Below are 20,765 nucleotides of genomic sequence, written 5' to 3'. Positions count from 1 at the left end.
TACAAAATTGTGGATTTTAAATCTCAACAATTTACACAATTATCTGCAATTATTCTAAAATTTCACTGATGATAAAGAATCCCGAAGCATTTTTCTACTGGGATTACGTATTACATATGATGAACTTTCATTTACTTCATCCATATTTTGTGCCAGTAAGTTAAACCATGCCAATGACTTAATTGCTAATATTCTATATGGAAACCTATTTGTGATAAAACATTTTCAATCTTGTCATAATCACAAATAGTTGGGAAATCGTATTCTAAAAAAATGCCTTTAATATTGGTCATGTATTTTTGAAAAGCATTTAATACCTATTCTAGACGTTCATAATCTATGACATTTCAGTTCTTAAACCGTCAATTAGGTTTACAGCCCCTTCTTCTATTCCAAATCTACTTTTAGTTAGTAATGGATTTGCTGGATTTTCTTCGTAAGCCCAATCCTTTACGCCAAGTTCTTCAAAACGCTCTTTTATCTTCTGATTATAAAAAGCAGCAATAGTCCGAACCCTACGCTGAATATCTTCTCTAGCTGTGTCATGAGTATTTGCAGCATTTTCGTTAGAATAAATAAATTGCAAATAACCTATTTTAGGCACTCTAAGCAACTTGGTTGCAAGAAAAGTTCGTACTATTAATTCGTAATCATCTGCAATAGATAGTCTTCTTCTATGTCCTCCTATTTGATGATATACTGATTTTCTCCATACCCGAATATGATTTGGAACTCCAACGATATGACGAATTGTTTTTGGGTTAATATTCGCAGAAATAAAGACTTGCATTGATTTCCCCATAACAAGCTGGTTTTCGTATTTGCCATAACCAAAAACGAACTCTCCAGAATAGGTTAAGGAATTCCAGTTCTCATCAATTTCTGCACAATCAGAATACACAAATCCAACTTCTGGATATTTTCTAAATGCTTCAACCATATTAAAAGCACAATCTGGTATAAGATAATCGTCATGATCCAGCTCTGCTAAATAATCTCCATTACACATACATGCAGCGCGATATTTAACCTCGCCAATCAGTCCCCTAGATTTTTCTTTAAAATCATACACTTTTACACGTACGTCATTTGCTGCTATTTCTTCCGCAATTTTTAGCGTTTTTCCGTTATCATTCGAGTCATTTACTATTACCCATTCCCAATTGATGTATGTTTGATTTTTTACTGATTCATACGTTCTTAAAAGTTTTTCACCTGTATTATAAATTGGGGTAAAAAAAGAAATCAAATCATGCGTTTGAAATGATAGAATGTAGTTCATCGCACAGTTATACGCGATTTCGCCAATTTCCTCTTTTTTAGAATCGGGTAAATTTACCCATCTTCTTCTTATGTCTATTGGCAGGCTCATCAGATTGAGATAGCACTCAGGTGAGTTAACCGTAGTTACAATACAGTCAGGATTAAATGAAATAATGCATTTATTAATATCACTATCATCTTTTAAATGCATTACATCTAAATCATTAGATTCAAAACTTCTAATTTTTTTAGACTTAAGATCTGGCTCATCATCTCCAATATAAATAATACGAGGCAACCCTCTTCTCGATTCTAATGCTTTCATTTCTCAACTTAATTTAGAGTTAAAATAAAAATCAAAATTTTACTTTATTTTGTAAAAGCAAATATACAAAAAGCAAGATATTACCTACAGTAAATTAATCTCAGTGTTTTGAGTTTCATAATTTAGTTTTAGAATTTAATATGTGGCAATTTTTCGCCTAAGACATATATTTTTTGCTGTAGTTTTGCTAAGAACTTTTGATACTGTTCTGATTCTGGATTAAAACTTCTATGACGCAAACTTTTTTGAATTTCGTCTACTTCTTTCATTACGGGAACACTATCTTCGGAAACATAGTTTTCACTGAAAAGCTTCCAGATATAATCTATCGCAATCTGATTGGGATGCAGCATATCTTCGTTATAAAAACGATAATCACGAAGTTCGTCCATCATGATTTCGTAAGAAGGAAAATAGTTATGAGTTTTTAAAACTTGATGCAAAGCTGTAAATAAATGCGATTTGCTCAATTGGTTTTCTACGAAACCGTCTTTGATATGACGAACTGGAGAAATCGTGAAAATGAAGTTTATATTCGAATTCAAAGCCTGAATAGATTCAATTGTATTTTGAATACTTTTTTGAATTATTTCTGGCGACAATAATTCTTTTGAAAATTGTTTTTGTGGCACTTTATGGCAATTGGCTACAATTTCGTCTTTTTCAAGATTTCTATAAATCCACGAAGTTCCAAAAGTGATAATAATATGAGTGGCTTCTTTTAATTGTTTGTGAGTTTCTGTTACAGCTTTATTAAGTGTTTCTAATAATTCCTGACGATCAGAATTGCTTAAATCGGAATGAACTTCAAAACTATGCCAGCGTTCGTTATGAAAGAAAACATCTTTTTCTTCGAACCATTCTTGTTTAGAAATTCTGCTAAATATTTTCTCAATAGAAACCGGATTAAAAATAATTCCAAACGGATTTGTTTCATTTTGAAATTTAAAATAATCAAACTTCTCCGCCATGTTTTCTGCAAAACAAGAACCAACAGAAAGTACTTTCGAATCGTAATTGATCGGATTATTACTTTTTGAAATGGGTATTTGGGTTCTGAATTGCATGATTTTTAAATTTAAACACGAATTTCACCAATTTTAACCAATAAAAAAACCAAATACAGAAGTATTTGGTTTTTGTTTAATTTAAAGTGGCAAAATTAATATGTATATAGCATTGTGTAACTTAACTTTGTTCCGTCAAATCGTTTTTGTTCAGTAGGGAAACCATCATTATTATACAAATACGAATATGTAACTTCCTTAGTGGATGAATCTGCAACTGTTGTAACTTTAACCGTATTATTAAGCGTTAAATCGATTCGCCTTATCAAAAGATTCATTCCTAAAATATTAATCATTGGATTCTTTTTTACATCATATTCAAATTGGCTTGTTCCATCTACCTGACCATTCGAAATAGATTGAATCTTTACCACATTACCATTTTTTAAAGTATATTTTTCAGATAAAAAGCTACTTTGACCTATTGGCAAATTCATTCCTTTTCCATCACAAGAAATTGTACCATCTTCATTATAAGTATATTTTATTTCGAAATAATGGGTTTCATTAGGAAATCTTTTAATTTCAGTATTTAATTTCCCATTAAGATAAGTGTATTCTGTTGTCAATGAAAGAACTGTAAAAGATTGAAACTCTTCAACTTTTGTAATTTGATCACCTGTATAAGTATATTTCAATACAAATCCATCGTCATCAGTTGCACTAATTATTTTATTTCCGTCATATTTTATATCTGTTGTATATACTACCTTATTATCAGTATCCATATAAACTATTTTGGTTGGTTTAATATTTTTACTGTCATTAGAATCTGACGAAGATGAATCATCACTTGAACAAGACGTTAATACTAACGTCAAAGCTCCAAAAAGACATAAAATTTTTTTCATTATGATTTGGTTAAATTTGTTATTGAAGCAAACGTAATACAAACAAAAATCAAAACCTTACGGGATTCCATATTGAGAATTCGAATTCGTTTTAACATTTTTCAGCACACTGAAAACAAACAACATACATGTTATTTTTTTTGTAAAAAATCTTTAAAAGAAAAAAAAGAATCTTTCGTTCTCATTTTTTAATTGTAAAATAATCTAAAAAATAGATATAAAAAAAACCAAATACAAAAAGTATTTGGTTTCTATAATTAAAGTATGCTTTTAATTAATAAGTAAACTCAAAAGATTCAGCAGGTGTGATTCCGTCTCTTTGGAAATTAGTAACTTTTGAAAGGAAATTATTTGCATCGTATACGATTTCGCTTTTGTATACTTTTGGTGTTTCATTTGAATAAGATGCTGTATACTTAACAATATTGTTCACAGAACTAAATACAGAACCTTCACCCTCACTATGATCTATTAGCAAATTGAATCCTGCAATGTTTTTGTATGGATTGTTTTTATTGTCATATTCATATTCAGCTGTAAATACACTATCTGATTGTGAATCTGTTTGTACACTTTTAACTAGATTTCCGTTCGCAAAAGTCAACACTTCAGAATAAACACTTTTTGTTTCTATAGTACCATTTACATTGTAGCGCTCTCTTTTTACTGTTCCATCTGCGTTATGCGTAAATACTATTCTGCTATTGTATTCTCCATTAGGGAATTCTGTCGAAAAGCCTTCTGCATATAGAGACTCTGTAAGCTTTCCGTTTGTATATTTATAAGTTGTTATGTCGCTAATAATATCTTTACCGCTTTCAGTATCATAATTAGTTTCTTTTACCACAAGGTTACCATCGTAAGTATAATCAGTTCTTCCTGTTTCATCTTTCATGCTTACAATTTTAGTACCATTGTAAGTTGCTACACGAGTAGAATTCTCTGAAGGATATGCTACACTAGAATATTTAATTGTTTTTGGCAAAATAGCACTTTCTTCTTTATTATCATCACTTGAACAAGATGTTAAAACTAGTGCTAAAGCACCAAAAAGACATAATAATTTTTTCATTTTGATTTGGTTAAAATTCTTAATGGTGCAAACGTAGCATAACCAAATATCAAATCCTTACGGGATTCCACATTAAGAATTCAAATTCGTTTTAACATTTTACAACACACTGAAAACAAACCGAATATAACTTAAATTTCTCGCGAAAAAATATTTAAAAAGTAAAAACAAACATAAAAAAATTGTTTGTTCTCATTTTTTAATTACTCAAAAACCAAAATTATAGATACAAAAAAACACAGACAGAAGTATTTGTTTTTTTAATATAAATATTTTGTTGTACTTGATACTTGTTCTCCCCCGCCTTTATAATAAGTTTTTAAACTTGGATACTCTTTATCATTATATTCATAAGTGTTTTTATCGTAAACAAAATTTGTATTACTTGAAATTGTTAAAATATTATTGCTTGAAGACATCTCATCAGCAATTAATAAATTGACACCTTTAATGTTTTTAAATGGAGAATTTTTATTGTCATACGCATAAATTTGCGTATACATATCAAGTGATGTTTTGGCGTTTACAGTGGTTCTTCTTCTTACATTTCCATTTTTATAGATCAGCATATCATAGGTATCGCTTTCTTTTTCAATATTTGTAAATTGATCTGTATCAAATCTTTGCTCTTTAATTAATGTATCCGATATAAAGGTATATACATTTCTACCTGTAAATTTCCCATTTGGATAATCTATACTAATGCTACTAATAAATTTGCTTGCGGCTAGTTTTCCGTTTTCATAAAAATAAGTTACAACTGTAGTCTTACTTTCTTTACCTTGAACAATCTCATAATACTGTTTTGATTGAATCAATCCTCCTTCGTAAAAAAAGTAAATTTTGTTTTTTTTAGTGGTCATACTTTCAATTTTATCTTCTTTATAAGTGATAAAAGTAGTATCGGACGGAGATCCCGAATAAGTAGTTATAATACTTTTTGGAAATGTATCATCTTTTGCGTCAAGAGAAGAATTTTCATCACTGGTACATGATACTAATAGTAGTGCCAAAACTCCAAAAAGCGGTATTAGTTTTTTCATGATTTATATTGGCTTTTGTGTTTTTTTTAGATTCTGAGATTTCTTAATAAGCATATTCTATTTCGTATTCAATATTCTTGCCACCTCCATCAAATGAAGTATGTCTTGTTGGATATGAAGCCTCATTATAAATATAAGTAGTTAAATAAACCGATGGATTCGGAAATTCAGTTGTTGTTCTTGTAGTTTTTACAATATTGTTAGTCCCAAATCCATCAATTTCGTTTAGTAACAAATTGAAACCTAGTATGTTTTTGAGAGGATTTTTTTTGGAATCGTATTCAAAAACTAATGTTGCGGTTGAAGAGCCAGACTTTTGTTCCTCTTTTATTAGGTTTCCATCTTTATAAGTTAAAGTTCCTTCTCCATCTTTACTTTCAGTTTTCTTTACATTATCAACCGTATAATTAATGTAAGAAACGGTTCCATTGGAATTATGAGTATAAACCACCTTCTCAATAAAATAACCGTCAGGATATTCGGCACTTATCCTTTCTCTAAAAACTCTCGTTTTTAGTTTTCCATTTTCATAACTATACGAAACTTCTTCATTTTTGATTTCTTTTCCATTTTCTATATCAAATTCTTCTTGCTTCACAATTACATCTCCATCATAAGTAAATACTGTTTTTGAATCATCCTTTAGAAGGCTAACTATTTTATTTCCATTATAAGAAGCCGTAGTCTTAGAATTTGTCCCTAACTCGGGAGAAGGATAAATATAAGAAATGTTTTTAGGCAGAGTAGAGTCAATTTCTTCCGAAGAAGATTTCTCATCACTAGAACATGCTGTTAATAACAAAGCTAGAACACCAAATAGCCATAATTGTTTTTTCATAATTGAGAGATTAGTTATACTTTTCAAAAGTAAGAAAGCCAGAAGCATTTGCAACTGGCTTTTTATAATATTAATAAACTTGTTCAAGTATTAATAAAAATATTCAGTTGTGCCTAAACTATCAGATCCTGTATTAACTTCTTTAGTTGGGTATCCTTGATCATTATAGGTAAAAGTGCTATTTCCCCATAAATCACCATCTACTGTATCTGTTAAAATGTTTAATTTAACTCCATTTCCTTCTCCATCAACAAATGCAATTTTATCCATTCCTAAAATATTTTTTGTAGGATTGTTTTTATTGTCATATGTATATTTATGATTCGTTTGATTTGCTGTAATTGCAAGGATTTCACTTACTTCGCCATTTACAAATTTGATTGTTGATGTAACACCTTCACCAGTTTGAGTTTCACTATCTCCAGAATATGACGTAACCAAAATTGTACCATCAGCATTGTACGTATAAACTTCTTTATGTCCCCAATCCATGTTTGGTTCTACTCTAACAAAAGTTGTCAATTTACCTTCGGCATTATAAGAAAAAGTATTTATCTGGTCTATCGTCCCGTCAGGATATTTAAACTCTATTTTAGTGATTAAATCTCCTGTATAAGTATAATACAAGTTTGCATCACCTGTATCGTCTATAGCACTGACAATTTTATTACCATCATATTGATAGTTTGTAGTATATTTTTCTCCATCAGAATTTGTAACAACTGTTTTTTTAAGTAACACATTTGAAGAATCTGAAGAAGAATCATCACTTGAACAAGAAGCTAACAGTAACGTTAAAGCTCCAAAAAGACATAAAATTTTTTTCATTTTGATTTGGTTAAATTTGTTATCGACACAAACTTAATGCAACCAAAAATCAAAACCTTACGGGTTTCCTCATTTGAAACAAACAATACACTTGAAACATTTCTAACATATTGTTTGTAAACAAAATAACCACAACAATTGCCCTATTTTAAAAAAGCAAAAAATGGAAAACACGTACAAATACTTAACTTTTTTCTTATATTTTAATTTATCAAAAAAATTACATTTTTAATAACAAAAAGGAACTTCACAAACTAAAACAATTCCTTATTTTTGCATCTTCCACTTTTTTAAAATCTTTTATGAAATTATTATATACCTACATTATCAGACACAAAATGCTCTTGTTTTTTGCGTTGATAATGGCTACTATCAACATTTGTTTCAGTTTGTCAGACTCCGTAATTACAGGTAAATTAATGCAGGATTGCGGTGTCGGAATTGCAAAATACAAAGGAAACGAAATCGGATTTATAAAATCTTTAGCCTTTTGGCTTGGTCTTTCGCTTGGTGCTGCCATGATTTCCAGAATTACCAAAAATTTTCAAGATTATTTTACCAACGTCGTAATTCAGAGAACCGGTGCGCAAATGTATACTGATGGAATCAAAAAATCTCTTGATCTTCCTTACGCCGAATTTGAAGATCAGCGAAGCGGTGAAACTTTAAGCAAACTGACAAAAGTTAGAATCGATTCAGAAAAACTGATTACACTTTCTATTTCTTTAATTTTCCAGACTATTATCGGATTCATTTTCGTAATTGTTTATGTAGCAAGAATCGATTTTAGAATTTCGATTATCTTTTTAATTACAGCGCCAATTATTGCCTTAGTAAGTTTATATTTAGGAAAAAAGATCAAAATTGTTTCTCGAAAAATTGTGAATCAAACCAATGCATTGGCGGGTTCTACTACCGAAAGCTTACGAAATATCGAATTGGTAAAAAGTCTTGGTTTGACCTATCAGGAAGAAAAACGTTTAAACTTAAATACGTTTAAGATTCTTCAATTAGAATTACAGAAAATCAGATTCATTAGAAGTTTAAGTTTTATTCAGGGAACAACAGTACACTTTTTAAGAACTTGCGTTGTTTTTGCTTTGTATTATTTCTTATTTGGAGGAAAAATTATCGTTGGAGATTTATTGACAATGGTATTCTTTACTTTCTTCATTTTTGGACCTTTACAAGAATTAGGGAACTTTATTATTGCTCTAAATGAGACAAAAGTTTCGATGGAAAACTTCAAGCATTTATTGAACGCTCCAAAAGAATTCCGCCCGAAAACGCCAAAACATATTGGCGCCATTCAGAAATTGCTTTTCGAAAATGTTAGTTTCCAGCACAAAACTGCCAAATTTAAAGCGGTTGAAAATATCAATTTCGAAATCAAACAAGGTCAGACTGTTGCCTTTGTTGGTCCATCTGGGTCTGGAAAAACCACTTTAGTAAAATTATTAGTCGGTTTGTATACTCCAGAAGAAGGACAGGTTTTATATAATAATATTGATTCAACTGAAATTGATTTACTTGATTTAAGAAAACAGCTTGGTTTTGTAACGCAAGATGCACAATTATTCTCTGGAACAATTCGCGAGAACTTGTTATTCGTTAAACCCAACGCAACTGACGAAGAACTTTATGATGCGTTAAAACGTGCAAGCTGCGACAAACTTTTAAGACGTGCTGAAGACGGCTTAAACACTACAATCGGTGAAGGCGGAATTAAAGTTTCAGGCGGTGAAAAACAGCGTTTATCTATCGCAAGAGCTATTCTTAGAAATCCGAATTTATTGATTTTTGATGAAGCAACTTCTGCTTTGGACTCTATTACAGAAGAAGAAATTAATGCAACTATTAGAAATATATCAGACAAAAACCGAATCACAGTTTTAATAGCTCACCGTTTATCAACAGTTATGCATGCTGATAGAATTTTTGTTTTGGAACAAGGTAAAATCATTGAGCAAGGCAAACATGATGATTTAATTGTGGAAAAAGGTCTTTATTACGCTATGTGGCGCCAGCAGATTGGGGAGCGTAAGTAGATGCGCGTAAAGAATCTCGCAAAGACGCAGAGTCGCAAAGTTTATTTTTTAAGCTTTGCGACTCTGCTTTTTTATTTAAGTTTTTTAAGTGCTTATTAAAGATTTGAAACCACTCTTTTAATTCCAAATTTGATAATTGGTACGTTAAAGTTAATTAGTAAACCTAACTTCATTTTTGTGATTTTGAGATATGTTAGAACTTGTTTTGCATGAACATCTGTCAATTGTTCGATTGATTTAATTTCTAGAATTACTTTATTCTCAACTATTAAATCTGCTCTAAATCCAATATCCAAATTTATTTGATCCCAGATAACAGGCAACGTTTTTTGTCTTTCAACACTTAATCCTCTTTTAATTAATTCATGAAACAAAATCGCTTCATAAACTGATTCCAATAATCCTGGTCCTAATTTGACATGTATTTTATAACAAACATCAACCACAACAGCTGAAATTTCATTCTCATTCATTCTCATAAAATTAAAGTATAAACTTACAAAAATAAAATTTAAAAACTTTGCGTCTCTGCGACTTTTCGAGATTAAAACACCATCAACTTAACAAAAAAATCTTAACTATTAAATTGACTTAAAAAAAAAGCCACAAAGCTTAAAAAAATAAACTTTGCGACTCTGCGTCTTTGCGAGATTAAAAACACTTTCAACTTAACAAAAAATCTTAAAGATTAAATCAACTTTAAAAAAAAAGTCGCAAAGCTTAAAAAAACAAACTTTGCGACTCTGCGTCTTTGCGAGATTAAAAACACCATCAACTTAACAAAAAATCTTAAAGATTAAATTAACTTAAAAAAAAAGTCGCAAAGCTTAAAAAATAAACTTTGCGACTCTGCGTCTTTGCGAGATCAAAAAAAAATTACTTCAGGAAATCGATAGCTTTAGTAAGCGCCTCGCCAATTCCGTCAACATTTTTACCTCCAGCAGTTGCGAAGAAAGGCTGACCTCCTCCTCCACCTTGGATGTATTTTCCTAATTCACGAACTACTTGTCCTGCGTTTAGGTTTTTCTCAGCTACAATTTCTTTAGAGATATAACAAGTTAACATTGGTTTTCCTTCATGAGCTGTAGCGAAAACAACGAATAAGTTGTTATAAGAACCACCTAATTCATAAGCTAAATCTTTTGCTCCTTCTGGATTTAAGTCTACTTGTTTTGCCAAGAATTGAACTCCGTTGATTTCTTGCAATTCTTTAGCCAAATCAGCTTTCATATTTTTAGCCTTATCTTTTAATAAAGCTTCCAATTGTTTTTTCAATTGAGCATTTTCATCTTGTAAAGCCAAAATAGATTTTACTGGATCTTGAGCATTTTTAAGCGCTTCTTTAATTTCTGCTAAAGAAACAGCCTGAGACTCAAAATACTCTTTTGCTGCTTCACTTGTAATCGCTTCAATTCTTCTAATTCCAGCTGCAACAGCTCCTTCAGAAACAATTTTAAAGTGCCAGATATCAGATGTATTGGCAACGTGCGTTCCTCCACATAATTCAACAGAATCACCAAATTTAATGGTACGAACTAAATCTCCATATTTCTCTCCAAACAAAGCAATAGCTCCATCTTCAAGTGCTTGCTCTTTCGGAATGGCTCTTTTTTCGATTAATGGCAAACTCTCACGAATCCTTGCGTTTACGAAATTTTCTACTTCTACTAATTCTTCATCAGTAACTTTAGCAAAGTGAGAAAAGTCGAAACGTAATGAAGCATTTCTTACCATCGAACCTTTTTGCTCAATGTGAGTTCCTAAAATCTTACGTAAAGCTTGGTGCAACAAGTGCGTAGCCGAGTGATTTGACGAAGTTTTAGCTCTTTGATTTGCATCAACAACCGCGTTAAAAGTTCCCGTAAGGTTTTCTGGTAACGATTTTGCTAAATGTATCGTTTGGTTATTTTCTTTTTTAGTATCAATAATATAAACGATATCTCCGTTTTGAGCTTCTAAATATCCTTTATCTCCCGTTTGTCCTCCGCTTTCTCCATAAAATGGCGTTGCATTGAAAACCAATTGGAAAATTTCTCCGTCTTTTGCACTTTCAACTCTACGATATTTAGTGATTTTTACTTGCTGTGATAATCTGTCATATCCAACAAATTCCTGAATATCATCTTCTACAAGCACATTCCAGTCACCAGCAGTTACTTTAGAGGCTGCACGAGATCTTTCTTTTTGTAATTGTAATTGTTCTTGGAATCCTTCTTCGTCTAATTTCAATCCTCTTTCAGAAAGAATCAAAGCTGTTAAATCAATTGGGAATCCGTAAGTATCATACAATTCAAATGCTTTTTTACCATCAACAGTATCTGTATTGTTATTTGAAATTACAGCATCTAAAAGAACTAATCCTTGATCTAATGTTTTCAAGAATGAATTCTCCTCTTCACGAATTACATTCGAACAAAGTGCTTTCTGCGTTCTGATTTCTGGGAATGATTCTCCCATTTGTTCGCTTAAAGTTTCAACCAATTTAAAAATAAACGGCTCTTTTGTTCCTAAGAAGGTAAATCCGTAACGAATTGCACGACGTAAAATTCTACGAATTACATATCCTGCACCCGTGTTAGAAGGCAACTGACCGTCAGCAATAGCAAAAGCTACCGCACGAACGTGATCTGCTACTACACGAATAGCAATATTCATTTTATTTTGTTCTTCACTAATGCCTGTTACATCATTAGTTGTATATTTTGCTCCAGTAATGGTTTCGATTTCTCTAATTAAAGGCATGAAAACATCAGTATCATAGTTTGATGTTTTTCCTTGTAAAGCCATACACAAACGCTCAAATCCCATTCCGGTATCAACGTGCTGTGCTGGAAGTTTTTCTAAAGATCCATCAGCTTTACGGTTGAATTCCATGAATACATTATTCCAGATTTCAACTACCTGTGGGTGATCATTATTTACTTCTTCTTTACCTGGTTTTAAAGCTTTCTCTTCTTCAGAACGTAAATCAACGTGAATTTCAGAACAAGGTCCGCATGGTCCTTGGTCACCCATTTCCCAGAAATTATCTTTTTTATTTCCTAAAATGATTCGGTCTTCGTCGATTAAAGTTTTCCAGATATCCCAAGCTTCTTGGTCAAAAGGAACGTTATCTTCTTTACTTCCTTCAAAAACAGAAACATAAAGATTCTCTTTTGGAATTTTGTACACTTCTGTCAATAATTCCCAAGCCCAGTTGATCGCTTCTTTTTTGAAGTAATCACCAAAAGACCAGTTTCCTAACATTTCGAACATGGTGTGGTGGTACGTGTCAATACCTACTTCTTCAAGATCGTTGTGTTTTCCTGAAACACGAAGACATTTTTGCGTATCGGCTATTCTTGGACTTTTTGGAGTTCCGTTTCCTAAGAAAAATTCTTTAAACTGGGCCATTCCCGAGTTATTGAACATTAGGGTTGGGTCGTCTTTAAGAACAATAGGAGCTGAAGGAACAATAGTATGCCCTTTACTCTCAAAAAAATCTAAAAATTGTTTACGTACGTCTTGTGATTTCATATTTAAATTAGAAAAATGTGTCAATTTAATGTGTCAATTTGATAACTAGATGATTAGCTAATTTATTCATTTGATGATACGTTAAGTTTTTTATAATGAAATTAAAAAACTTATATTTTAAACAATAAATTGCCTATTTTGCGCATTATCTAATGATAAAATAGCCCCAATATCTAATCATTAATCCTCGTAAAAAAGTGTCGAATAACTGAAACAATTAGCAGTTTTATTCGACTAACTCATTTTACAAGGTGCAAAAATAGCGTATTTTAAAATATGGCGAAAGTAAAATATTATTACGACCCAGAAAATCTGGCTTATACAAAAATAAAAACCAGAAAAAGAATAAAAATAGGTTACGCACTACTGTTTTTACTGGCATCGGCTCTATTTGGTTTTTTAGTTTTTGTTCTTTTAATTAACACCCCTTATTTCGAAACTCCAAAAGATCGTTTACAGGCACGTGAAATTGAAAATTTAAAGCTTCAATATGCCATTTTGAATAAAAAACTGGATGAAATTGATGCCGCCGCAGACGCATTAGAAGAACGTGACAATAATATTTATCGCGTATATTTTAACAAAGCTGAAATTCCAGATTCAATTCGAAAAGCTGGTTTTAGAAGTTCTGATAAATACAAAGCGCTAGAAGGATACAACAATTCTCAATTGGTTTTGAATGCAACAAAAAGAGTTGACAAATTATCGAAGCAGCTGGCAATTCAGTCTAAATCTTTAGACGAAATTTTAAAATTAGCTGGAGCTAAAGAAAATTTATTATTGGCTATTCCTGCCATTCAGCCAGTTCGAAATGAAAATTTAAAGCGTGTCGCGTCAGGTTTTGGATACCGCATTGACCCTTTCACGAAAGTGAGAAAAATGCATAACGGAATGGATTTCACTGCCAATACAGGCGCGCCAATATATGCAACAGGAGATGGCGTTGTAGAAAGAGCTGACAACACTGCCTCTGGATACGGAAACCACGTAGTGATCAGGCATGGTTTTGGATATGAGAGTTTATATGCGCATTTGAGCAAATACAACTGCCGTCCTGGACAACGAGTAAAACGCGGTGATGTGATTGGATATGTTGGAAGCACAGGAAGATCTGAAGGTCCGCATTGCCATTATGAAGTTCATAAAGACGGTAAAGTAGTGAATCCGCTAAATTTTTATTATGGAAATATTTCAGCTGTAGAATATGTGGCAATTTCACAAATGGCAAACCAAGAAAATCAATCATTAGATTAATAGTACAAAAAATACTATTTTTGAAGTAAAATAGAAAAAAACGAACCATGCATATTGAACTTTCTAAAGACAAAAGATATTACAGTATTGGCGAAGTTGCCAAAGCTTTTAATGTCAATGCCTCTTTGATACGATTTTGGGACAGCGAATTTGACATTCTAAAACCTAAAAAAAATGCAAAGGGAAATAGAATGTTCACTCCAGACGATATTACCAATCTTCAATTGATTTATCACTTAGTTAAAGAAAGAGGATTTACACTTGAAGGTGCCAAAACACACTTAAAAGAAGGCCAGAAGAAAACGTTAGATAAATTCGAAATAATACGTAAATTAGAGTCGATAAAAACGCAACTGAACGACATAAAAAACGAATTGTAATTAAAAATAGAAATAAACTTAAATCAAAACAAACATGAAAAAGTGGTTAATCCCTGTAGGAATTATTGTAGCACTTATTGCTATTATCGCATTTTGGTCGATTGGTATTAAAAATACTGCTTTACAACACAGTCAAGCTGTAAATAAAGAATGGGGAAATGTTCAAACGGCTTACCAAAGACGTAATGATCTTATTGGGAATTTAGTAAACACTGTAAAAGGTGCTGCAGATTTTGAAAAAGGAACTTTAACTGCTGTAATCGAAGCTCGTGCAAAAGCTACTTCAGTAACAATTGATCCAAGCAATGTAACTCCTGAGCAATTAGCAGCATTTAACCAAGCTCAAAGCGGAGTAAGTTCATCTTTATCAAGATTATTAGTTTCTGTTGAACAATATCCAACTTTAAAAGCTAATGAGAACTTCTTGAAATTACAAGATGAACTAGCAAGTACTGAAAACCAGATTTTAACTGCTAGAACACGTTTTAACGAAGCGGTACAAGTTTACAACGGATATGTTTTAAAGATTCCAAACAACTGGTTCTTGAGCGAATACAAAGAGAAACCATACTTTGAAGCTTCTACTGGAGCAGATAAACCTGTTGAAGTAAAATTCTAAAGATTTAATATTTTTGATTAACGATTTTAGATTTCAGATTTAATCTGCAATCTAAAATCTACAATCTAAACTCTAAAATAATTTCCATGTCAAAAGTAGAAGATTTTTTAACCAAAGAAGAAGAACAAGAAATTGTTGAAGCTATTCGCACGGCCGAAAATAATACTTCTGGCGAAATTAGAGTACATATAGAAAAAACAACTTCTAAAGTCCATTTTGATAGGGCTTTAGAAGTTTTTCATGAATTGCGAATGGACGAAACTAAACTGAAAAATGGCGTATTGCTCTATTTTGCCGTTGAAGACAAAAATTTTGTGATTTGTGGAGATAAAGGAATTAATGATTTAGTTTCTAATGATTTTTGGGATTGCACCAAAGACATTATGGTGAATCACTTTAAAGCTGGCAATTTTAAACAAGGAATTGTTGACGGCATTTTGAATGCCGGCGAACAGCTTAAAAAATATTTTCCTTCTCAGGAAGATGATGTAAACGAACTATCTAACGAAATCTCAAAAGGATAAATAATGAAAAATTCCAAAATTAAAATCCCAAATTCCAATAGAATTTTTCAGATTACTTTTTTATTTATCGCATTATTTATCAGCAATGCTATTTTTGCGCAATTTGAGATTCCAGCAAAGCCAAGTTTTCAAACTTCTGTTTACGATTACGCTAACATTTTAAGCTCTACGGAAAAAGCGCAATTAGAAGAAAAGCTAATTCGTTACTCCGATTCGACTACCACTCAAATCGTAATTATCACTATTGAAAGCTTAAAAGGAGAAGATGTAAGCCAATTAGCAACAAAATGGGGCCAAACTTGGGGAATTGGAGGAACCAAAGAAGATGATAATGGAGTTGTCATTCTTTTAGCTAAAAATGAGAAGAAAATTGCCATCAATCCAGGGTACGGACTTGAGGATCGTTTAACGGCTGGTATTGGCGGAGCAATTATCAGAAACATCATTATACCGGAATTTAAAGCAGGAAGTTTCTACAACGGTCTTGATAAAGGAACTGATGCCATTATTGATGTTTTTAAAGGAAAATTTAAAGGCGAACGTAAACAAGCAAAAGGACAAGACTTCCCTATTCTTCCATTTATTGTAATTGTTGTAATCGTATTAATTCTACTTTCTCGAAATAAAAGAGGAGGAGGAGGAAATTCTGGCAACAATGGCGGTGGTGGCCCTAGCCTACTTGACGCTATTATTTTAAGTAATCTTGGAAGAAGCAGTGGCGGATTTGGAGGTTTCGGTGGCGGATCATCTGGTGGTGGTTTTGGCGGAGGCGGTGGCTTCGGTGGCGGATTTGGCGGTGGAGGTTTCTCTGGTGGCGGATCTAGCGGAGGCTGGTAATTTATTCTGGTTCTAATTTTCTTTGTTTGAGGTTTCAAGTTTAGGTTTCAATCTTAAAATATCATACATTTACATTTTACAATTTATTAATAGATGTTATCACATAAAGCAAAATACGCCCTTAAGGCCTTACTTTATTTAGCAGAACAAGACGAAAATCACATTTCCAGAACTGTGGAAATAGCTGAGGGAGCTAATATTCCCAAAAAGTTTTTAGAGCAGATTTTGTTAGATCTAAAACGCGGTCGTTTTGTGAGCAGTAAGCAGGGAAAATTTGGCGGATACTATCTAATTAAATCCAAAAATGACATCACTTTGGCAGAAATTCACCGATTATTTGACGGTGCAATTGCACTTTTGCCATGCGCTTCTTTAAATTTTTATGAGCCTTGCTCTGATTGTAAAACCGAGTCAGAATGCAGTCTGCGTCACGGTTTGATGCTTATTAGAGACAAAACTTTGAAGGCTATGGAAGGTATCACAATCGCTTCACTGGTAAAAAAATAAAAAAATATTTTCTAAAGTCTAGTAAATCGATAGAATTAATTATATATATTTGCCAAAAATAATTAACTAATCATTTACAAAATTTTAACTCATGAAAGTACATTCTAGTCAATCAGGTGGACAAAATCTTTTGCAAAAAAAACATAATTATAATTTCACAACTGTGAATACTGTTTCATCTATGATGTGTATGTGTTGGTAAAAAAAATTTAATTTTAAATTCTACTAATCACATATACTTAATATAAAAATGAAAACATCTATAAAAAACATATTTACAATACTTGCAGTTTTAACATTCTCAATCTCATTTGCTCAAAAAATAGACGGGGTTGTTACAACAGATCAAAATATTCCTTTAGAAGCTGCCAACGTGGTAATTAAAGGAACAACTTTTAGTACAATTACAGATTCTGAAGGAAGATTTTCAATCGAATCACAAGGTAAATTACCCCTTACACTTTTAGTTCAATACATTGGTTATAATACTACTGAACTTGAAATTACAGCCATACCAGCTTCGCCATTATTAATCACTTTACGTGAAGAAAATAAACTTGTTGAGGTTGTAGTTTCTTCACGAAGAAGAATAGAAAAAGTACAAGATGTGCCAATTGCAGTTTCTGTTGTTACAGGAAAACAAGCTGAAGCAGCGGGAGCGTTTAACGTAAACCGTATTAAAGAATTGGTTCCTTCTGTGCAATTGTATTCTTCTAATCCTAGAAATACTGGAATCAACATTAGAAGTTTAGGTTCTCCATTCGGACTTACCAATGATGGTATCGATCCTGGAGTTGGTTTCTATGTAGACGGTGTTTACTATGCGCGTCCAGCAGCAACTACTTTAGATTTTATCGATGTAGAACAAATCGAAGTATTGCGCGGACCACAAGGATCTTTATTTGGAAAAAACACAACTTCTGGAGCTTTTAACATTACTTCTCGCAAACCAAGTTTTACAACTGGTGCCGATTTTGAATTAAGCTATGGTAATTATGCATTTTTACAAGCTAAAGCTTCTATAACAGGAGCATTAGGAAAAAAAGTTGCTGGTCGTTTATCTTTTTCAGGAACTCAGCGTGATGGTTTAATTGATAACATTGCGACAGGAAGACCAACCAATACTTTGAACAATCAAGGTTTTAGAGGACAATTATTATGGACTCCTACAGAAAACACAAACATTACTTTTGCAGGAGACCTTACAACACAGCGTCCTGACGGATATGCTCAGGTTGTTGCTGGTGTTGCTCCTACTCAGAGAGCTGCATACCGTCAGTTTGATGCTATTATTAAAGATTTAAATTACCAATTGCCAAGTTTAAATGCCTTTGACCGTAAGATCGATCATGACACTCCTTGGCGTTCTGGACAAGATTTAGGAGGGGTTTCGTTAAACATTGACACCAAAATTGGAGGCGGAACACTTACATCTACAACTGCTTGGCGTTTCTGGAACTGGGATCCGTCAAATGATAGAGATTTTACAGGATTACAGGTTTTAGCTAAATCTCAAAACCCAACAAGACAAACTCAGATTACACAAGAGGTTCGTTATGCTGGACAATTAACATCAAAAATTAGCGGTGTCGGTGGAGTATTTTTTATCGATCAAACATCGCAGACAGATGGTACAGAAGAATCAGGAAATGCACAATGGAGATTCTCTCAAAGCACTACAAGTCCGTTATGGAAAACTCCAGGTCTATTTGAAGGTTACGGAATCCATACTGATGCAAGAATTAGAGCTTCTAGTGCTGCCGTGTTTGGTCAAATTGACTGGGCTGTTACAGAACGTTTCCATATTTTACCAGGTTTGAGATATAACTTTGATAAAAAAGATGCAAGTTATTCTCGTAAAACCTACGGAGGTCTTCAAACTACAGATCCAGCCTTATTGGCTTTGAAAAAATCAGTTTACTCAGATCAGGCATTTGACTCAAATACAGATAACACAGACTTTTCTGGAAACATAACGCTTACTTATAAAGCGTCTGACAAGATTAATATCTATGGTACCTTTGCTAAAAGCTACAAACCTGTTGGAGTTAACGTAGCTGGACTTCCAACAAATTCAGCAGGCCAGCCGATGACTGAACTTGCAGTGGTAAAACCAGAGAAAGTATACCACTATGAAGTTGGCGTGAAAACATCTCCATTTAAAAATTCAATCTTTAACTTAACGTTCTTTAATACTGATATCAAAGATTTTCAAACTAACGTTCAGGCTGCTGAATTGGGTGTAAACCGTGGCTATCTTGCTAATGCAGATAAAGTACGCGTAAGAGGTGCCGAATTGGATGCCAGTTTTGTAATCAACTCACACTTAACAATCAATGGTGCTGCAACTTATACAGATGGTAAATATGTAAAGTTTACAAATGCACCACTTCCGTTGGAAGAAACTGGAGCACCAGTTGCCTTCAAAGATGTTTCTGGAACTGAATTGCCAGGAGCTTCGAGATGGGCTGGTTCTCTTGGAGGTGAGCTTTCTGACAAAGCAAGATTCTTTGGCAATGCTGGAAAAATCTTCTTTGCTGCTGATGGATATGCTCGTTCTGAATTTTCTTCAAGCCCTTCGGCTTCAAAATATTTAGTAGTACAAGGTTATGCCATCTTTAATGCTCGTTTAGGTTTCCGTGCTTCGCAAGGCTTATCTATCCAGATTTGGGGCAGAAACCTTCTAAACAAAGATTACTACGAACAATTATTGCCTGCAGGTGGTAACTCAGGTCAATATGCTGGAGTTCTTGGTGATCAAAGAACTTACGGAGTTACATTTAAGTATTCACTGTAAGCGGTTAGGTTAGTTAGTTTTAGTATTAAAAACGAGATGCATTTTAATGTGTCTCGTTTTTTTTATTTTCACAAAAAAAAATATAAAACAGATTTTAAAATAATTAAGAATGGGATCATTTGTATAAATTCGCAGCCTGAATTTATCGCAATTGAGCCGAAACCTAAAACTTATATTCTCTCTATTCTTTTTTAGCCAGTTAATTACAGGGCAAAATCAAAGAAATATCGACCATCAGACTTTGACTTGGATTCGATACTATAATATTTTTCCATTATCTGAAAAGTGGGCGCTACATTCTGAATTTGATAATCGAAGCTTTGTAAATCCTGTACATGAAAATCTTTTTGTTATACGGTCTCAAGCGCGTTACAGAGCGACTAAAATGATGGATTTTGGTGCTGGATTTGCCTTTTTTAGCGTGAATACTCAAAATCCAAACATTGATCCCGATTTTTCTGTTCCAGAATATCGTGCACAGCAAGACCTTACTCTTATTAATGATATTGTTAAAATCACTTTTCATAACCGTTTTCAGCTCGAAGAACGCTTCATTCAAAAAGCAGACAAAAACGGACTTTTAGATGAATTCTCCTATGCTTTCAGATTTAGGTACCGTTTACAATCCATGTTTACCCTTTGGGAAAAAGAAGGCAGAAGCATAAAGGGAACTATCTCTGATGAAATTTTATTCAATTTCGGAAAAGACAATCGCAGAAATACATTTGATCAAAACCGTTTCTACATTGCTTTACGCTATCATTTCAATCCAAATCTTGGTTTAGAGTTGGGGTATTTAAAAAACTTTCAAAGGCGCGCCAGTGGCATAGATTTCTATGATCGCGATATTATCCGATTTACTGTTTATCATAGAATTAATCGGAAATTTTAGATTTTCTAATAAAAAAAGAGCGAATCAATTTTGATTTGCTCTTTTTTTATTAGTCACTTTATCCCTTAGAACCTTAATATCTTAGCATCTCAGGACCTTTAAAA

At 32.7% G+C, this 20,765-nt stretch carries 18 protein-coding genes; 9 read left to right on the top strand and 9 right to left on the bottom strand.

The features are described from left to right. Positions 1–337 precede the first annotated feature (337 nt). From DM397_RS09930 to DM397_RS09900, 7 genes are all read right to left on the bottom strand, one after another. Entirely contained in the window at positions 338–1,588 is a 1,251-nt protein-coding gene (locus tag DM397_RS09930) for a glycosyltransferase (RefSeq protein WP_111377376.1), read from the bottom strand. A 128-nt stretch (positions 1,589–1,716) separates the two neighbouring features. Further along, positions 1,717–2,655, bottom strand: coding sequence for a GSCFA domain-containing protein (locus DM397_RS09925; RefSeq protein WP_111377375.1), 939 nt, complete (start codon positions 2,653–2,655; stop codon positions 1,717–1,719). 95 nt (positions 2,656–2,750) lie between these two features. Next, on the bottom strand, positions 2,751–3,383 hold the full coding sequence (locus DM397_RS09920; protein WP_149229127.1) for a hypothetical protein: 633 nt from the start codon (positions 3,381–3,383) through the stop codon (positions 2,751–2,753). Positions 3,384–3,780: 397 nt separating this feature from the next. Then, positions 3,781–4,578, bottom strand: coding sequence for a hypothetical protein (locus DM397_RS09915; protein WP_111377373.1), 798 nt, complete (start codon positions 4,576–4,578; stop codon positions 3,781–3,783). Positions 4,579–4,838: 260 nt separating this feature from the next. After that, positions 4,839–5,621, bottom strand: coding sequence for a thioredoxin domain-containing protein (locus tag DM397_RS09910; RefSeq protein ID WP_111377372.1), 783 nt, complete (start codon positions 5,619–5,621; stop codon positions 4,839–4,841). Positions 5,622–5,664: 43 nt separating this feature from the next. Next, positions 5,665–6,459, bottom strand: coding sequence for a hypothetical protein (locus DM397_RS09905; RefSeq protein ID WP_111377371.1), 795 nt, complete (start codon positions 6,457–6,459; stop codon positions 5,665–5,667). A 90-nt stretch (positions 6,460–6,549) separates the two neighbouring features. Next, a complete protein-coding gene (locus DM397_RS09900; RefSeq protein ID WP_111377370.1) occupies positions 6,550–7,287 on the bottom strand; it encodes a hypothetical protein in 738 nt (245 codons plus the stop codon). Between the two features lie 302 nt (positions 7,288–7,589). Here DM397_RS09900 and DM397_RS09895 point away from each other — a divergent pair, with 302 nt between their 5' ends. Then, complete coding sequence (locus tag DM397_RS09895) at positions 7,590–9,335, top strand: ABC transporter ATP-binding protein (protein WP_111377369.1); 1,746 nt, start codon at positions 7,590–7,592, stop codon at positions 9,333–9,335. A 95-nt stretch (positions 9,336–9,430) separates the two neighbouring features. Here the strand turns inward: DM397_RS09895 and DM397_RS09890 are convergent, their stop codons facing one another. Then, on the bottom strand, positions 9,431–9,808 hold the full coding sequence (locus DM397_RS09890; RefSeq protein ID WP_111377368.1) for a GxxExxY protein: 378 nt from the start codon (positions 9,806–9,808) through the stop codon (positions 9,431–9,433). A gap of 403 nt (positions 9,809–10,211) precedes the next feature. Then, on the bottom strand, positions 10,212–12,851 hold the full coding sequence (gene alaS / locus DM397_RS09885; protein WP_111377367.1) for an alanine--tRNA ligase: 2,640 nt from the start codon (positions 12,849–12,851) through the stop codon (positions 10,212–10,214). Positions 12,852–13,127: 276 nt separating this feature from the next. On the opposite strand from alaS, the gene DM397_RS09880 reads away from it, so the two are divergent. The 8 genes from DM397_RS09880 to DM397_RS09845 all read left to right on the top strand — a co-directional run bounded on the left by DM397_RS09880 (position 13,128) and on the right by DM397_RS09845 (position 20,661). Further along, a complete protein-coding gene (locus DM397_RS09880) occupies positions 13,128–14,105 on the top strand; it encodes a M23 family metallopeptidase (protein WP_111377366.1) in 978 nt (325 codons plus the stop codon). Positions 14,106–14,152: 47 nt separating this feature from the next. Next, positions 14,153–14,485: a MerR family transcriptional regulator gene (locus tag DM397_RS09875; protein ID WP_111364203.1), complete on the top strand. Its 333-nt coding sequence runs from the start codon at positions 14,153–14,155 to the stop codon at positions 14,483–14,485. A 34-nt stretch (positions 14,486–14,519) separates the two neighbouring features. Continuing rightward, a complete protein-coding gene (locus DM397_RS09870) occupies positions 14,520–15,104 on the top strand; it encodes a LemA family protein (protein WP_095928713.1) in 585 nt (194 codons plus the stop codon). Positions 15,105–15,190: 86 nt separating this feature from the next. Beyond that, complete coding sequence (locus DM397_RS09865; RefSeq protein WP_111377365.1) at positions 15,191–15,628, top strand: TPM domain-containing protein; 438 nt, start codon at positions 15,191–15,193, stop codon at positions 15,626–15,628. 3 nt (positions 15,629–15,631) lie between these two features. Next, positions 15,632–16,465: a TPM domain-containing protein gene (locus tag DM397_RS09860; RefSeq protein WP_111377364.1), complete on the top strand. Its 834-nt coding sequence runs from the start codon at positions 15,632–15,634 to the stop codon at positions 16,463–16,465. A gap of 93 nt (positions 16,466–16,558) precedes the next feature. After that, positions 16,559–16,972: an RrF2 family transcriptional regulator gene (locus DM397_RS09855; protein ID WP_008467009.1), complete on the top strand. Its 414-nt coding sequence runs from the start codon at positions 16,559–16,561 to the stop codon at positions 16,970–16,972. Positions 16,973–17,222: 250 nt separating this feature from the next. Next, a complete protein-coding gene (locus DM397_RS09850; protein WP_111377363.1) occupies positions 17,223–19,769 on the top strand; it encodes a TonB-dependent receptor in 2,547 nt (848 codons plus the stop codon). Positions 19,770–19,920: 151 nt separating this feature from the next. Further along, a complete protein-coding gene (locus tag DM397_RS09845; RefSeq protein ID WP_239457833.1) occupies positions 19,921–20,661 on the top strand; it encodes a DUF2490 domain-containing protein in 741 nt (246 codons plus the stop codon). Positions 20,662–20,765 lie beyond the last annotated feature (104 nt).

The sequence above is a fragment of the Flavobacterium nitrogenifigens genome (assembly GCF_003254565.1).
Classification (GTDB): Bacteria; Bacteroidota; Bacteroidia; order Flavobacteriales; family Flavobacteriaceae; genus Flavobacterium; species Flavobacterium nitrogenifigens.
The sequence above is the reverse complement of the archived record's forward strand: the minus strand, read 5'-3'. Positions and strand labels throughout refer to the sequence as shown.

Coding starts and splice junctions, on each gene's coding strand:
- DM397_RS09915 (WP_111377373.1), bottom strand. CDS start 4,578: ATGAAAAAATTATTATGTCTTTTTGGTGCTTTAGCACTAGTTTTAACA.
- DM397_RS09930 (WP_111377376.1), bottom strand. CDS start 1,588: ATGAAAGCATTAGAATCGAGAAGAGGGTTGCCTCGTATTATTTATATT.
- DM397_RS09860 (WP_111377364.1), top strand. CDS start 15,632: ATGAAAAATTCCAAAATTAAAATCCCAAATTCCAATAGAATTTTTCAG.
- DM397_RS09855 (WP_008467009.1), top strand. CDS start 16,559: ATGTTATCACATAAAGCAAAATACGCCCTTAAGGCCTTACTTTATTTA.
- DM397_RS09880 (WP_111377366.1), top strand. CDS start 13,128: ATGGCGAAAGTAAAATATTATTACGACCCAGAAAATCTGGCTTATACA.
- DM397_RS09895 (WP_111377369.1), top strand. CDS start 7,590: ATGAAATTATTATATACCTACATTATCAGACACAAAATGCTCTTGTTT.
- DM397_RS09850 (WP_111377363.1), top strand. CDS start 17,223: ATGAAAACATCTATAAAAAACATATTTACAATACTTGCAGTTTTAACA.
- DM397_RS09890 (WP_111377368.1), bottom strand. CDS start 9,808: ATGAATGAGAATGAAATTTCAGCTGTTGTGGTTGATGTTTGTTATAAA.
- alaS (WP_111377367.1), bottom strand. CDS start 12,851: ATGAAATCACAAGACGTACGTAAACAATTTTTAGATTTTTTTGAGAGT.
- DM397_RS09920 (WP_149229127.1), bottom strand. CDS start 3,383: ATGGATACTGATAATAAGGTAGTATATACAACAGATATAAAATATGAC.
- DM397_RS09870 (WP_095928713.1), top strand. CDS start 14,520: ATGAAAAAGTGGTTAATCCCTGTAGGAATTATTGTAGCACTTATTGCT.
- DM397_RS09925 (WP_111377375.1), bottom strand. CDS start 2,655: ATGCAATTCAGAACCCAAATACCCATTTCAAAAAGTAATAATCCGATC.
- DM397_RS09875 (WP_111364203.1), top strand. CDS start 14,153: ATGCATATTGAACTTTCTAAAGACAAAAGATATTACAGTATTGGCGAA.
- DM397_RS09900 (WP_111377370.1), bottom strand. CDS start 7,287: ATGAAAAAAATTTTATGTCTTTTTGGAGCTTTAACGTTACTGTTAGCT.
- DM397_RS09865 (WP_111377365.1), top strand. CDS start 15,191: ATGTCAAAAGTAGAAGATTTTTTAACCAAAGAAGAAGAACAAGAAATT.
- DM397_RS09910 (WP_111377372.1), bottom strand. CDS start 5,621: ATGAAAAAACTAATACCGCTTTTTGGAGTTTTGGCACTACTATTAGTA.
- DM397_RS09905 (WP_111377371.1), bottom strand. CDS start 6,459: ATGAAAAAACAATTATGGCTATTTGGTGTTCTAGCTTTGTTATTAACA.